We start from the raw sequence: 13,933 nt of genomic DNA on the forward strand, positions 1-13,933 counted from the left end.
CCAAAGGTCAACCGGCGCGTAGGAGGTGCAGCCGCAACGCGAGCTGCACCTCCAGCGCCCGGTCCGGCTCCTGCCAGCCGTCGCCGAGCAGCGCGGTGACCCGCTCCAGCCGCTGGACGACGGTGTTCACGTGCACGTGCAGCGCCTGCTTGGCCCGGGTCAGGTTCGTGCCCGCGTCGAAGTAGCAGCGCAACGTGTGCACCAGTTCGGTCCCCCGGCGCGCGTCGTAGTCGAGCACCGGCCCGAGCACCGAGCGGATGTACTGCTCCGGGTCGGCGCGCTCGCCGAGCAACAGGCCCACGAAGCCAAGCGCGGCAACGGTTCCACCGTCCCCGGCGCGGCCCAGGGTGAGCAGCGAGTGCACGCACCGCACAGCCTCGGCGTGCGCGGCCGCCAGCGCCACCGGCCCGGTCGCCGGGCCCGCTCCGCCGACGGTCACCGGAACCTCGACCAACGCGGTCAGTTCGCGGGCCACCCGTGCCGCCAGCTCACCCGGGTCCCGCTCCGGCGCCAGCACCACGACCTGCTCCGCGTGCACGCCGACCAGCGACGCATAGCGCGACGCCGTCATGGCCAGCCGCCGCCGGGACACGCCCTCGGCGTGCAGGACCAGCACCGCGTGCGGCGCCGACAGGTCCACGCCGATGCGCCGGGCCCGGGCCAGCAGCGCCGACGGGTTGCGTTCGGGGTCGGCCAGCAGGTCGGTCAGCAGCTCCCCGCGCACCTCGTCCTCGGCCTGTGCGACCGACCGGTGCAGCAACAACAACAGCGCGGCCACCACCGCGGCCCGCTCGAACAACCGCCGGTCCGCCCCGGCGAGATCGGGCCGGCCGGTCAGCGACAGGCTGCCGAGCAGCTCGCGGCCGGCCTGCACGCCGCACACCCAACCGTCCGGTGTGGACACCGAGCGGCCGCCGGTGAGCGAGGCCGTCGACGGCGGCGGTGAGCCCGCGCCGAACCGCGCCAGCTCCACGCCGTCGGCGTCGTGCAGGGTGACCCCGCCCTCGAGCACCTGGCCGAGGGCGGCGACGACTTCCTGGGCGTCCTCGCCGCGCAGCACCAGGTCCATCAGCCGGTCGTGCGCGTCCTCGGCCCGGCGCAACGCGTCGGTCTGCGCGCTGATCGTCTTGTTGGCCTCGTTCAGCGCGGCGATGCGATCGGCGTTGTCGATGGCGATCGCCGCGTGGTCGGCGAGCGAGCGCAGCAGCGCGACCTCGTCCGCGGTGAACACCCGCGTCGAACGGTCCGACGCGTACAGCACGCCGATCACCCGGTCGCCCAGCGCCAGCGGCACGCCCAGGATTGCGACCAGGCCCTCGTCGAGCACCGCGTCGTCGATCGGTTTGGTGTGCTCGAACCGGTCGTCGGCGAAGTAGTCCTCGGTCGCGTACGGCCGGGCGGTCTGCGCCACCAGCCCGCCGAGCCCTTCCCCCATGCCCAGCACGACCTGCTGGAACAGCGCCGACGCGGAGCCGTCGGTGACCCGCATGGTCGTGCGGTTCACCGACGGCTCGTTGAGGCTCAGGTACGACACGTCCGCGCCGAGCAGGGTGCGCGCCCGGTGCACGATGAGCCGGAGCACCGCGTCGGGATCGCGCAGCTTCGCAAGGTCGCTCGCGATGTCGAACAAGGCGGTGAGCTCGGCTTCCCGCCTGCGGTGCTCGGCCAGCGTGTGCCGGACGCGCAACTCCATCTCGGCGGCCGGTTCGTGCATACCGGCCATCCTGACACCCATTCGCGGCAACAGCGCTACGCGATGACCGCGTCCGCCTTGGTCTCCTCCGGCGCCGTGGGGACCGGGTCGGTGAGCTGGGCGCCGCGGGTCTCACGGGCCAGGCCGACCGCGACCACCGTGAGCACGCACATCCCGACCACGTACAGCGAGACCGGCACCGTCGAGTGCAGGCCCTTGAACAGGGCGGTCGCGATCAGCGGGGCGACGCCACCGGCCGCGATGGACGCCAGCTGTGCGCCGATCGAGGCACCGGAGTACCGCACCCTGGTGTCGAAGAGTTCGGCGAAGAACGCCGCCTGCGGCCCGTACATCGCGCCGTGCAGCACCAGGCCGATCGTGGTCGCGAGGACGATCGTGCCGAACGACTTGGTGTCCAGCATCGTGAAGAACACGAAGGACCACACCGCCATCGCGACCGCGCCGAACAGGTAGACCGCGCGTCGGCCGACCCGATCCGACAACGCGCCCCACAGCGGGATGGTCACGAAGTGGATCGCCGAACCGATCAGCACCGCGTTGAGGCCCCACGACTTCGGCAGGCCCAGCCCGGAGACCAGGTAGACCAGGATGAACGCGGTGATGATGTAGTAGGAGACGTTCTCGGCCATGCGTGCGCCCATCGCGATCAGCACCTCGCGCCAGTGGTTGCGCAGCACCTGGACGATCGGCAGCTTCAGCTCGGGCTCCGCCTTCGCTTGCGCCGCAAGGAACACCGGCGACTCGGTGATCGACAGCCGCACCCACAGCCCGATCGCGACCAGCACGGCGGAGAGCAGGAACGACACGCGCCAGCCCCACGACAGGAACGCGGCGTCGCTCTGCACCGCGGCGAGGATCGCCAGCACGGCCGTGGCCAGCAGGTTGCCGCCCGGCGCGCCGCACTGCGGCCACGACGCCCAGAACCCGCGCTTGCCGGCATCACCGTGCTCGGACACGATCAGCACCGCGCCGCCCCACTCGCCGCCGAGCGCGAAGCCCTGGACGATGCGCAACACGGTGAGCAGGATCGGCGCCAGCGCGCCGACCGCCGCGTAGGTGGGCAGCAGGCCCATCAGGAACGACGAGCCACCCATCATCAGCAGGCTCACGATGAGCAGCTTCTTGCGGCCGACCTTGTCGCCGAAGTGGCCGAACACCAGCCCGCCGATCGGCCGGGCGACGAACCCGATCGCGTAGGTGAGCAGTGCCAACAACGTCCCGGTCAGCGGGTCGCTGGAGGGGAAGAACACCTTGTTGAACACGATCGCGGACGCCGAGGTGTAGAGGAAGAAGTCGTACCACTCGATGGTGGTGCCGACCAGGCTGGCGCCGACGATCTTGACGAACGACCGGGTGGGAACCACGGTTGGGTTGCCGGACAAAGGGATCACCGCACTTCGTTGGGTGGGAGGGGGTTGCGGGGGCGATCAGTTGGCGGTCCAGCCGCCGTCCAGGGTCAGGGTGGTGCCGGTGACGTTCCCGGCGTGCGGACCGGCGAGCCAGCACACGGCGTCGGCCACGTCGGCGGGATCGATCAGCCGCTTGATCGGGGTGCGCGCGAGCATGACCTGCTCGACGACCTCGTCCTCGCCGATGCCGTGCGACGCGGCCTGGTCGGCGATCTGCTTGTCCACCAAGGGAGTCCGCACATAGCCGGGGCTCACGCAGTTGCTGGTGACGCCATGCGCCGCGCCCTCGACGGCGGCCACTTTGGACAGTCCTTCCAGCGCGTGCTTCGCCGAGACGTAGCCGGCCTTGAACGCGCTCGCCCGCAGGCCGTGCACGCTGGAGAGGTTGACGATCCGGCCCCAGCCGCGCGCGTACATGTGCGGCAGCGTGCGGCGGATCAACAGGAACGGTGCGGTCACCATCACCTGGTGCAGCCGCTGGAACATCTCCGGCGGGAACTCGGCCAGCGGGGCGACGTGCTGCAGTCCCGCGTTGTTGACCAGGATGTCGACCTCGGCCGGCAGCCGGTCGATGGCGGCGGGGTCGGTGAGGTCGGCGTGGTGGGCCCAGCCGCCGATGTCGTCGGCGACCGCACGGGCCGCGTCGAGGTCGAGGTCGACCACGTGCACCTTGGCGCCCGCGTCCGCCAGCGCCCGCGCCACGGCCGTGCCGATGCCGCCCGCGCCGCCGGTGACCAGCGCTGTGCGGCCGTCGAGGGGGTTCGTCATGCCTTTCGACGGTAGGAACCGACGAACCAGGCGACCATGTCGTGAATGGCCACATCCTGAGGGTTTCCTGTGGGGTCCGCGCACACCCGGGCGTGGCGGCATGACGGCCAGTAACCTGATTACGTGATTTGTCCGAAGTGTCAGAACCAGATGCGAACCGTCGACCGGCTCGGTGTGCACGTCGAGCAGTGCGAGGGCTGCCGCGGGATCTTCCTCGACCGCGGTGAGCTCGAGCAGATCGCCGCGGCCGAGCAGCAGCACTACTCGGCCGCGCCGCCGGCGTACCAGCCCGAGCCGTACGCCGTGCACGGCAGCCGCCCGGACTCGCCGCCGCCGTTCCGCGCGGAGCACCACCGGCGCTACCCGGACTCGCCGAAGCCCTACGGCGGGCACTACCAGGACTCGCCGCGGCCGTACGGGCACAAGCGCAAGCGCCGCGGCTTCCTCGAGGACCTGTTCGACTGACGTGAACCCGATGGTGTGCGCCGCGTGCGGTGCGTGGGCGTCCCGGCCGGTGGTGCGCGACGGCAATTGGGTGTGCGTCGACTGCGGGCACCACGAGCCGTGGCGCACCCCGCCGGTGCACGTGCTGACCGGGCCGAGCGGCACCGGCAAGTCCACCGTCGGGCGACTGCTGCAGGCGAAGCTGGCCGGGCGCGCGCAAGTGCTCGAACAGGACGTCCTCTGGGTCGACGGGATGCGCGACACCTTCCGCGGCACGTGGCTGCGCATGCTGGCGATGCTGAACCAGGCCGGTGGCCCGCCGGTGTTGCTGTGCGGCACCGTGGTCCCGCCGGAGTTCGACACCCTGCCGGAGCGGGCCCTGCTCGGCGAGATCCGTTACCTGGCCCTGGTTTGCGAGCCATCGGTCCTGCGTGCACGGTTGGCGGCCCGGCCGCGGTGGCGCGGCTGGGCCGACGAGGACCGGGTCACGGAGATGCTGGAGTTCGACTCGTGGCTGCGCTCGAACGCCGCTTCGATGGGCGTCGACCTCGTCGACACCACGACGGCGACGCCACAGGAAACGTCCACTGTGGTCGCTGACTGGTTCCGCTGACCCCGGTTACCGCTGGGGTGGCGGGCCCAGGATTTCCAGCGCGTGGGTGGCCGCCGCGTGGCCGAGGGCGGCCGGATCGATCGGGGCCGGATCGGGCAGGCGGCGTTCGGTGGCGGGTGTCCCCACGGCGGCGGCGAACAACTCGAACCCGCCGGGTGTGGTGATCTGCAGGCAGCGCAGGGGCGCGTCGGGGTCGACGAGGAACGTGTGCGGCAGACCGGCGGGCAGCAGGACGAAATCCCCCGGCCCGGCAGCGAACGAACTGCCGTCGCAGCGGAATTCCGCGGCGCCGTCGAGGATGTAGAACGCCTCGTCTTCTTCCAGGTGGCGGTGCAGCGGCGGGGCGAAACCCGGCGGGTTGACGAACTCGGCGACGGTCAACCGGCCGCGGGTCTGCGCCGCACCGACCTTGACGGTCACGAGGTTGCCGAGGAACCAGACGGCTTCGCCTTCGTCCGCGGTGAGCAGGTATGGCTTGACCATCATGGCCGCCTTTGAATAGTCAGTGTCTAGTGAATAGACGTCAGTATGATGAGGTCGTGTCGGATGTCAAGGGCAAGCGGCCGTATCGATCGACCCTGCGGGAGGCCGGCGCCCGCCAGACCCGCCAAGCGATCGTCGCCGCGGCGAGCGAGCTGTTCCTGGACCAGGGCTACACGGCGACCTCGCTCAGCGGCATCGCCACCCGCGCCGGGGTCGCGCGGCCGACCCCGCATGCGGTGTTCGGGTCGAAGTCGGCGATCCTGCGCGCGGTCGTCGACCAGGCCCTCGCCGGCGACGACGAGCCGATCCCCGTCGCCGACCGGCCGTGGTTCCAGCCGGTCTGGCAGGCCACCGACCAGCTCGGCGTCTTCACCGCCTACGCCAAGGTGTGCACGCTGATCGGTGCGCGCGCCGCCCGGATCTTCGACACCGTCCGCCAGGCCGCCGACGACTCCGCGGAGACCGCCCAGCTGTGGCAGCAGGTGCAGGACAACCGGCTTGCCGGGGCGCGCATGGTCTGCCGTCGCGCGGCGGATCTCGGCCCGCTGGCCTGCGAACTCGACCGGGCGGTCGACGTCATCTGGGTGCTCAACGACCCCTGCCTCTACGGCGACCTCGTCCACCGGCGCCAGTGGTCCGAAGCGGCCTACACCGCCTGGCTGGCAACGCACATGGGCACGGTCGTGCCCGCGCCGCACGGCTGAGCTCAGAGCGGCCAGCGCGGGCCCCGCGGGGAATCCAGCCACAGGTACTGGTCGTCACCATCGACCGTGATGCCGAAGCGGTCGCGGGTCGGGCGGTCCAGATCCAGCCACTGCTCGTAGGCCTGCTCGACCAGCGACCACAGCTTGCGCGGGCCGCCCTCGAACACGGTGCTCTCGCCCGGCACCGCGAACGACCCGTCCGGGTGCAGCAACACGATGTGCCCGCGCAACGTCATCGGCCGCACCCCGGACAACGCCAGCCCGGCGAAGAACTCGAACGGGCGCCCGACCTGCAGCGCCTCGGTGGCCGAGATGGCGGTGGGCCGGCGCACGCCCGTCCGATCGGCGGGCGCCTCGTCCGCCCACTGCTGCGCCCGCAACGGCATGAACCGCCCGTCCTGCGCCAGCACCCGCCCGGTCCCGGTCGCGCCCTCGCCCGCCGTGACCCGCACCAGCCCGGCGCCGATCGGCCGGTTCAGCGTCGTCACCACCAGCCCGCCGGGCGTCGTCTGCGCCAGCCAGGGCGGCGGAATCCTTGCCACCGAACAGGTTGCGAGCACCCGGTCGAACGGAGCCCGTTCGGCCAGCCCATCCGCGCCATCGGCGGCGACGCAAGTCGGCCGGTAACCGGCGAGGTCCAGCTTCGCCCGGGCCTCCGCGACGATCGACGCATCGACGTCCACAGTGGACACGAGTGGATCGCCCAGGCGGTGACACAGCAGGGCCGCGTTGTATCCGGTGCCGGTGCCGATCTCGAGCGTGCGGTCGCCGTCGCGGACCTGCAACGCCTCCAGCATCACCGCCATGATCCCCGGCTGGCTCGACGACGACGTCGGCGCGCCGGGCACCACGCCGAGCTGGTGCGCGCGCTCCCAGCTCTCCGGGTCGTTGTCCAGCTGCGTCACCAGCACCCGGTCGGAATAGACCTCGTCCAGCCACCCGGGCTCCGTGTCGTCCACGGCCCGCCACTTGCCGCCCTCCGGCTCGAACCAGCGCGGCAGGAAGACGTGCCGCGGCACGTCGAGGAACGCCGTGATCCACCGCGGGTCGGTCAGCGCGCCGTCGCGCCGCAGGGTGCGCACCAGGTGTTCCCGCCGTCGGGCGCTCATACCTCGCACCGTAGACCCGGTGTGATGCAAGCCACCGGAGCTGCGCAAACAGTGTGCTTGCAATAGCTAGCACCAACGCGTAACGTCGGTTGTGCACGAGGAGGTGACCGCGATGGACAAGCAGACCGACGGGCACGACCGGATCCCGGACATCGCCCGCGAACAGGTCGCCAAGGTCGCCGACCTCGGGCGTGACATCGGTCAGTACATCCGCCAGCAGCGCAGCTCCGCGAAGATCTCGCTGCGCCAGTTGTCGAAGCTCGCCGGCGTCTCCAACCCGTACCTCAGCCAGATCGAGCGGGGCCTGCGCAAACCGAGCGCGGAGATCCTGCAGCAGATCGCCAAGGGTCTGCGGATCTCGGCCGAGGCGCTGTACGTGCAGGCCGGAATCCTCGACCTGCCGGCGGGCGGGCCGGTGTCCGACGCGATCCGCGCCGACACCGTGCTCTCGGAGCGTCAGAAGCAGATCCTGCTCGACGTCTACGAGTCCTTCCGCCGCGAGAACGCAGTCGGACAGTCCACAGTAGAGGGGTCTGATGTGGACGATCAGCCAATTGCCGGACCCCATACCGAGGAGTGAGTCCAGATGCCGAACACCGATGACGTCCGCAAGGCCCGCGAGCAGGCCGTGCAGACCCTCAACACCGCCGTCGACCAGGTCCGCACCCCGCTGCTGGCCGCGCTCGGCGCCGGCGACCTGGCCACCAAGGCCGTCGTCGACTTCGTGAACAACGCCCGGGAGCGCACCACCGAGCGCGCCGAGGCCGTCAAGGGCGCGGTCGACGACCTGCCCAAGGACTTCGGCTCGCTGCGCGAGAAGCTGGACCCGGCCGAGCTGCGCAAGCTGGTCGACGAGTACACCGACGCGGCGCTGAAGCTGTACCGCAAGCTGGCCGCCGACGGCGAGAGCACGTTGACCAAGCTGCGCGAGCAGCCGCAGGTCAAGACCGCCCTCGACCAGCTCGAGAAGGCCATCGCCAGCGCGCAGGAGCGTGCCGAGGGTGTCGCGGGCAACGCCCGTGAGCTCGCCGAGGACGTCCTCGCGAAGGTGACCCAGCGGACCCGCTCGACCGGCGAGAAGACCGCCCGGGCGACCCAGAAGCTGGCCGACGAGGTGGCCGAGGCCGTGCAGGAGGCCGGCGACGACGTGGCGCACGAGGTGCGCAGCGCGTCCCGCAAGGCCGCCAACCGCACGGCCCCCAAGAAGACCACCACGACGACCGCCCGCAAGACCGGCGGTGCGGCCAAGACCACCAGCAAGTAAGCACCACCGAGCGCGGCCCCGGAATCCTCGATGAGGGTTCCGGGGCCGTTTCGCGTAGTCTGGGTGCGTGCCATATGCCGCGTACCTGATCTCGTTGATCATCGACTGGGCGGCGGTCCCGGTCGGCATCTTCGCGGTCGTGCACGCGCTGCTGCAGAAGGCCGAGGCGTACACCGCGGCCGACCGGATGACCAAGCAGGCGTGGGTCGGCATCACCATCGGCGGGACACTGGCCGTCTGGTTGTTCAGCTTCTACAAGCCCACCTCGATGCTGTGGATCGCCGGCCTCGTCGCCGTGCTGGTCTACATCGTGGACGTGCGACCGCGGCTGAACGAGGTGCAGCGCGGCAAGCGCTGGTGAGCGGCGCGTCCTGGCGCACGCTCGGCGCCGGTGACCCCGTCACGCTGATCGCTCCTGGCCTCGGCGCGACCGAGGGCGAGGCGCGCATCCCCGCGTCCGGCCTGCCCGGCACCCGCGTCGTGGTCACCCTGCCCGGGCACGGCGACCAGCCGGACGCGCCGCCGGACTACTGGCACTACTCGACCATCGCGGCCGATCTCGTCCGCGTCGCCGACGAGACCGGTGCCCGCGCCGCGGCCGGCGTGTCCCTCGGCGCGGCCTCGCTGCTGCGCTCGCTCGCCGACCAGCCGTCCCGGTTCTCGCGGGTCGCCCTGCTGTTGCCCGCGGCCCTGGACCAGCCACGTCGCCTGCACGGCACGTTCGGCGCGTATGCCGACGCCGTGGCCCGGTGTTCGGCGGCTGAGCTGCGTGCGTTGGTGATGCAGGGGCTACCCGAGGACGCGCACGTCGGCACGTACGTCGACGAACGGGTCGCCGCCCTGCGCCGGCTCGGACCAGCGTTCACCCAGCTCGCCGACGACATCCCGGTACCCGATCCGGCGTTGCTGGCGCGGGTGGAGTGCCCGGTCCTGGTGATCGGCGCGACCCTGGACCCGCTGCACCCGGGCGACGTGGCGAAGGAGATCGCTGCCGCCCTGCCCACCGCCAGGCTGGAGTTGTTCGACTCGCAGGCGCCGCTGATCACCGACCGGCGCCGGGTCCGGCAGCTGCTGCGGGAGTTCTTCGCGTAGGTTCGGGGCGTGAGCGAGTTCACGAGCGAACCATGGGCACAGCGAGCCGGCGAACGCCGGCCCCGAGCCCTGGCGAGGGGGTGGGCGTGAGCGCATGGACCATCGCGGGCTCGCTCACGCCGATGCCCGCCCTCGAACGTCCCGAACTGCTGGCCGAGCCGGTTGTCGCCGCGCTGGCCGCCCTCCCCGCCGACCAGGCCGCCCGGATCGCGGTGGCCGCGATCGACCCCGGCCTGGCCGACACCGCCGCGTTCTGCGCCGAGTACGGCTCGCCGCTGGAGGCGTCGGCGAACTGCGTCGTCGTGTCCGGCAAGCGCGAGGGGCAGGTGCGCTACGCCGCGTGCCTGGTGCTGGCGACGACCCGCGCCGACGTGAACGGCGTGGTCCGCAAGCGGCTGGACGTGCGCAAGGCGTCGTTCGCGCCGATGGACACCGCGGTCGAGCTGAGCGGGATGGCCTACGGCGGGATCACGCCGATCGGGTTGCCGTCCGCGTGGCCGCTGCTGATCGATGCCGCGGTGGCCAAGGCGCCGGAACTGGTGGTCGGCAGCGGGATCCGGGGCAGCAAACTGCTGGTGCCTGGGGATGTGCTGGCCGCCCTGCCGGGCGCCGAAGTGGTCGATGACCTGGGGAAACCGGTTTTGTCGTAGGTGTGTGGGAAGGTCGCGCCATCACGAACTGGAGGTGATGGCCTAGCGATCCTGACCCACAACTGAATAGCAACCCGACGCGGATTCCTCGTGATTCCCCGTGTTTCTCTGTGCCCGTCGCAACCGACCACGCCACCGAAATGGCGCCTGGGGGCCGATGCTCTGCGGCTTGCACGGGGACGACTTGGGTGGACACGCCAGGTCGGTGTGTTGGTAGCAGCCGGAGATTGCCCGGGGTGCAAGGCGATCTTCGCTCGGCGCCCCGATCGACCAGGGGCGATGGGGGCCGCCGTGGGCAGATACCTTGCGCGGTTGGCAACCGGCTACGCCGTTGGTGTTACCGGATATTGGCCGGTGGGCAACGCGGGCTCGCCGATCCGGGCCCATGAGCTGCGCTGCAGAAGACCAGGCTGCGCCGATCCGTTGCCCGTGCAGCAATCGGCTATGCCGTAGGTGTGACTACCAGGTCGATGTTGGCCGGTGAGCAATGCAGGCTTGCCTGCTTCAGGCCTGTGATCTGCGGCGATGGCGGCCAGGTGCGCCGATTGGTTGCCCTTGGGCCAACCGGCTACGCCGTTGGTGGCGGAGCTGGATTGGCGCGGGTGCAAGGTGCGCGGCTGTGTGTTGTTCGGTGACCTGCGGCGACGGCGACACAGGTGGCCCGAGCCGTTGCCAGTGGGCCAATCGGCTAAGCCATTGGTGTGACGGCGAGGCCCGGTGTTGGCTGGTGGGCAACGGGCCCGGCCCGGTCCGGGGCTGTGAGCTGGGGCGATGGCCGCCAGGCGGCGCCGTCTCGTTGCCCGGAGGTCAAGCGGCTACCGCGGTAGGTGCGGGGCTGGATTGGCTGGGGTGCAAGGTGTTCGGCTGTGTCGTTCGGTCAGCTACGGCGGTGGCGACCAGGTTGCCGCCGACTGGTTGTCCCTGGGCCAATCGCCTGAGCCGTTGGTGGCGGGGCTGGATTGGCGGGGGTGCAAGGCGCGCCGCTGTGTGCCGTTCCGTGACCTGCGGCGACGGCGGCCCAGGCGTAGCGATCCGTTGCACGTCCGGCAATTGGCTACGCCGTTGGTGTGGGCGAGGTGTGCACCCGGGTGGCGGGCCACGGCCCCTGCGTTCAGCGGCGCTTGCGGATCTTGATGTCCTCCATGCACGTTGCCGTGGTGCGGCGGAGTTCGTGGGTGGTGCCGGCCACCAGCGTCGCGGCGATGGCCTCGCCCGCGGCGATGGCGTCCGGCTCCTCTTCGGCGTGGATCACGCAGCGGACGCTGAACGCGGTCAGGGACCGGTCGTAGGTCAGCGTGCCCTCATCGGTGAACTCGGCGAACAACGCGTCGTGCTTGTCGGCGTCGGCCAGCAACTCGGCGCGGCGGGCGGCGGGGATCGCGGTGAAGCGGCCGCGTACCAGGACGCGGAACGTTCGGTCGCTCATGCCCGGAACCTAGCGCGGCTGCGCGGCGTACGTCGCCAGCATTTCCACGGCTTCGGCGATGTCGTCGGTCACCAGGATCCAGCGCTCCGCCTCGCGCCCGCGCGACAACTGCTGCACCAGCGGCGCCGCCGGCACCTGCGCGGTCCAGAAGTCCTTGCCCAGGAAGATCATGGGCGCGGGCGGACCGACGGTGCCGTAGTGGTTCTGGGTGTAGTCCTGGAACACCTCCTGCACGGTGCCCGCACTGCCCGGCGTGTACACGATGCCACCCGTCGCGATCTGCAGCAGGCCGTCCTCGCGCACCGAGTTGGCGAAGTACTTCGCGTGCCACTGGAAGGCGTTCGGCGGCTCGTGGCCGTAGAACCACGTGGGGATGCCGATCGTGCGCGGGCAACCGTCCACAACGGACATACCCAGCTCCAGCGCCGGCGCCAGCCATGCGCCGCGCTCGGCGGCCGACCCGCCGAACTCCGGAGCCTGAGCCAGGGCGGCGAGGGCATCGGGTAGGTGATCGGCGTGGTGGACACCCAACGGCACGGCCTCCATTGCGCCGGGGCCACCGCCGGTGAGCACGGTGAAGTCCTCCGGGCACGCGCCGAGCGCCGCACCCAGCTCGGCGGCGCTCGCGTAGCCCGGCGACGTGCGGGTCAGGGCGTGCCCGCCCATGACCGCCACCGGATCGGCGCGGCCGCGCTCCGCCGCCTGCGCCAGGGTTTGCTCCAACGCCGAGGTGATCGAGTGGTCGTGCAGGCGCTGGGCCAGTGCGTCCAGCGCGTCCGGCTCGCGGCCCTTGGTCACGGCGTAGTGGTAGATCCGGGCGTCGGGAGTGTCCGCAAAGGACTCCAGGCGGGCCGGGTCGAAGCCCGCGAAGAGCTCGTCCGGGGCGTACAACGAGGTGCGGTAGGCGTCGTAGGGCAACTGCGGCACCGCGGGGAAGATCAGGCCACCGGCCGCTTCCACCTGTCTGCGGCTGCGCTCGCTCAGCTCGCAGCCGAGCATCAACGCGCCGTCCAGGGCCGTCCGCAACAGGTCCTCCGCGCCCGTGAGGTCCAGCCCGACCAGCACGGCGGAGCGAAGGTCGCCGCCGGCTTCGCGGTGTGCGGCGAGCGCGGCGAGGGTGGTGATCTCCGTTCGCACTCAGCGCACTCTAACGACACGATTAGGGTGGGCGGTGGGCAATCCCGCCGAACGAAAGGATCGCCGGCCATGGGCGAGGTGCAGGTCATCGCGGAGCGCGGCTTCACCGCGCCCGCGGAGAAGGTGCGTGCGGCGGTCGCCGACTACGCGGGCACGCGTCGTGACGTGCTCACCGAGCACTTCAGCGACTACGAGGTACGCGAAGGCGGGCAGGGCGCGGGCACCGTCGTGCACTGGCGCCTGCAAGCCACCAAGAAGCGGGTGCGCGACTGCCTGATGGACGTCTCCGCACCGCAGCCCGGCACGCTCGTCGAGTCCGACCGCAACTCCAGCATGGTCACCACCTGGACGGTCGGCGAGACCGGCGACGGCAGCACCGTGCGGGTCGCCACCACCTGGCAGGGCGCGGGCGGCATCGGCGGGTTCTTCGAGCGCCGGTTCGCGCCGCTGGGTCTGCGGCGCATCTACGACGAGATGCTCGGCAACCTGGCGACCAAGGTCTAGTAACGGACCTTGCGGAACCGGTCGCGCACCTCGGGCCGGGTCAACGCGATCAGCAGGCAGACCAGGATCACCGCCTGCACGCCCTGCTCGACGTGCATCCACAGCGGGTACCGCGTGGTCACGGCCAGGATGCCGAGGCCGACGAGCCCCGCGCCGCCGAGCCACAGCGAGCGCAGGTACGCCCACCGCTTGCCCCTGATCAACCGGTTCGCCAGCCACAGGTAGAGCACCGCGACCACGGCGATCGACACCACGCGGATGATCATCGTCTGCCGGACGATGTCTCGGGTGGTCTCGCGCTGGTACTCGGTCAGGTTCATGTGCGCGAGCTGGTAGTCCAGCAACTGGTCGCGCAGCACGTAGCTGAGCACCGCGGTCAGGATCGACAGGGCGAGGTTCACGAACAGCAGCACCAGCACCACGCGCAAGGCCTTGGGCATCGGCTCCGACGCGGGATCCGGCGGCAACGCGACCTGCGGCGCGGGCTGCCACGGCATCGGCTGCCAGCCCGGCCCCGGCTGCTGCGGCCCCTGCCCGAATTGGCCTGGTTGGCCGGATTGTCCTTGCGGCCCTTGGGATCCCTGCGGATAGCTCACGCGGAGAAGGTAGCCCGGCA

General features: G+C 71.1%; 17 protein-coding genes. 9 read left to right on the forward strand and 8 right to left on the reverse strand.

The window, feature by feature from the left end; genetic code table 11:
* Positions 1–7: 7 nt before the first annotated feature.
* From EV186_RS07480 to EV186_RS07490, 3 genes are read right to left on the reverse strand one after another with little or no spacing between them, the layout of a single operon-like run.
* Positions 8–1,723 carry a helix-turn-helix domain-containing protein gene (locus EV186_RS07480; protein ID WP_424982182.1) on the reverse strand — a complete coding sequence of 572 codons (1,716 nt, stop codon included), beginning with the start codon at positions 1,721–1,723 and terminating at the stop codon, positions 8–10.
* Between the two features lie 26 nt (positions 1,724–1,749).
* Positions 1,750–3,105 (reverse strand): MFS transporter, encoded by a 1,356-nt coding sequence (locus tag EV186_RS07485; RefSeq protein WP_424982184.1) that lies wholly within the window; start codon positions 3,103–3,105, stop codon positions 1,750–1,752.
* A 36-nt stretch (positions 3,106–3,141) separates the two neighbouring features.
* The gene (locus tag EV186_RS07490; RefSeq protein WP_133848273.1) at positions 3,142–3,891 is read right to left on the reverse strand and encodes a 3-hydroxybutyrate dehydrogenase; all 750 of its coding nucleotides are present in this window, start codon (positions 3,889–3,891) and stop codon (positions 3,142–3,144) included.
* Between the two features lie 123 nt (positions 3,892–4,014).
* Between EV186_RS07490 and EV186_RS07495 the strand changes: the two genes are divergently transcribed.
* Positions 4,015–4,356, forward strand: coding sequence for a TFIIB-type zinc ribbon-containing protein (locus EV186_RS07495; RefSeq protein WP_133848274.1), 342 nt, complete (start codon positions 4,015–4,017; stop codon positions 4,354–4,356).
* 10 nt (positions 4,357–4,366) lie between these two features.
* Positions 4,367–4,948 carry a P-loop nucleotide/nucleoside kinase family protein gene (locus tag EV186_RS07500; RefSeq protein WP_133848851.1) on the forward strand — a complete coding sequence of 194 codons (582 nt, stop codon included), beginning with the start codon at positions 4,367–4,369 and terminating at the stop codon, positions 4,946–4,948.
* A gap of 6 nt (positions 4,949–4,954) precedes the next feature.
* On the opposite strand, the gene EV186_RS07505 is transcribed toward EV186_RS07500, so the two are convergent.
* Entirely contained in the window at positions 4,955–5,434 is a 480-nt protein-coding gene (locus EV186_RS07505) for a quercetin 2,3-dioxygenase (RefSeq protein ID WP_133848275.1), read from the reverse strand.
* 53 nt (positions 5,435–5,487) lie between these two features.
* On the opposite strand from EV186_RS07505, the gene EV186_RS07510 reads away from it, so the two are divergent.
* Positions 5,488–6,135, forward strand: coding sequence for a TetR/AcrR family transcriptional regulator (locus EV186_RS07510; RefSeq protein ID WP_133848276.1), 648 nt, complete (start codon positions 5,488–5,490; stop codon positions 6,133–6,135).
* Positions 6,136–6,137: 2 nt separating this feature from the next.
* Here EV186_RS07510 and EV186_RS07515 read toward each other — a convergent pair whose 3' ends face one another.
* Positions 6,138–7,244 (reverse strand): methyltransferase domain-containing protein, encoded by a 1,107-nt coding sequence (locus EV186_RS07515; protein WP_133848277.1) that lies wholly within the window; start codon positions 7,242–7,244, stop codon positions 6,138–6,140.
* A 112-nt stretch (positions 7,245–7,356) separates the two neighbouring features.
* On the opposite strand from EV186_RS07515, the gene EV186_RS07520 reads away from it, so the two are divergent.
* The 5 genes from EV186_RS07520 to EV186_RS07540 all read left to right on the forward strand — a co-directional run bounded on the left by EV186_RS07520 (position 7,357) and on the right by EV186_RS07540 (position 10,250).
* Positions 7,357–7,824, forward strand: a complete 468-nt coding sequence (locus EV186_RS07520) for a helix-turn-helix domain-containing protein (protein ID WP_133848278.1) — start codon at positions 7,357–7,359, stop codon at positions 7,822–7,824.
* A 6-nt stretch (positions 7,825–7,830) separates the two neighbouring features.
* Positions 7,831–8,508 carry a hypothetical protein gene (locus tag EV186_RS07525; protein ID WP_133848279.1) on the forward strand — a complete coding sequence of 226 codons (678 nt, stop codon included), beginning with the start codon at positions 7,831–7,833 and terminating at the stop codon, positions 8,506–8,508.
* Positions 8,509–8,575: 67 nt separating this feature from the next.
* Positions 8,576–8,869 (forward strand): DUF2516 family protein, encoded by a 294-nt coding sequence (locus tag EV186_RS07530; RefSeq protein ID WP_133848280.1) that lies wholly within the window; start codon positions 8,576–8,578, stop codon positions 8,867–8,869.
* The gene (locus EV186_RS07535; protein WP_133848281.1) at positions 8,866–9,600 is read left to right on the forward strand and encodes an alpha/beta fold hydrolase; all 735 of its coding nucleotides are present in this window, start codon (positions 8,866–8,868) and stop codon (positions 9,598–9,600) included. The genes EV186_RS07530 and EV186_RS07535 overlap by 4 nt, the downstream gene beginning before the upstream one ends.
* Positions 9,601–9,686: 86 nt before the next feature.
* Positions 9,687–10,250: a YbaK/EbsC family protein gene (locus tag EV186_RS07540; protein ID WP_133848282.1), complete on the forward strand. Its 564-nt coding sequence runs from the start codon at positions 9,687–9,689 to the stop codon at positions 10,248–10,250.
* Positions 10,251–11,361: 1,111 nt separating this feature from the next.
* Here the strand turns inward: EV186_RS07540 and EV186_RS07545 are convergent.
* The gene (locus EV186_RS07545; RefSeq protein ID WP_133848283.1) at positions 11,362–11,676 is read right to left on the reverse strand and encodes a DUF6204 family protein; all 315 of its coding nucleotides are present in this window, start codon (positions 11,674–11,676) and stop codon (positions 11,362–11,364) included.
* Between the two features lie 9 nt (positions 11,677–11,685).
* Complete coding sequence (locus tag EV186_RS07550) at positions 11,686–12,813, reverse strand: LOG family protein (RefSeq protein ID WP_133848284.1); 1,128 nt, start codon at positions 12,811–12,813, stop codon at positions 11,686–11,688.
* 69 nt (positions 12,814–12,882) lie between these two features.
* Between EV186_RS07550 and EV186_RS07555 the strand changes: the two genes are divergently transcribed.
* On the forward strand, positions 12,883–13,317 hold the full coding sequence (locus EV186_RS07555; RefSeq protein WP_133848285.1) for an SRPBCC family protein: 435 nt from the start codon (positions 12,883–12,885) through the stop codon (positions 13,315–13,317).
* On the opposite strand, the gene EV186_RS07560 is transcribed toward EV186_RS07555, so the two are convergent.
* The gene (locus EV186_RS07560) at positions 13,314–13,913 is read right to left on the reverse strand and encodes a hypothetical protein (protein ID WP_133848286.1); all 600 of its coding nucleotides are present in this window, start codon (positions 13,911–13,913) and stop codon (positions 13,314–13,316) included. The two genes, EV186_RS07555 and EV186_RS07560, sit on opposite strands and share 4 nt — an antisense overlap.
* Between the last annotated feature and the right edge of the window lie 20 nt (positions 13,914–13,933).

The sequence above is a fragment of the Labedaea rhizosphaerae genome (assembly GCF_004362825.1).
Lineage (GTDB): Bacteria > Actinomycetota > Actinomycetes > Mycobacteriales > Pseudonocardiaceae > Labedaea > Labedaea rhizosphaerae.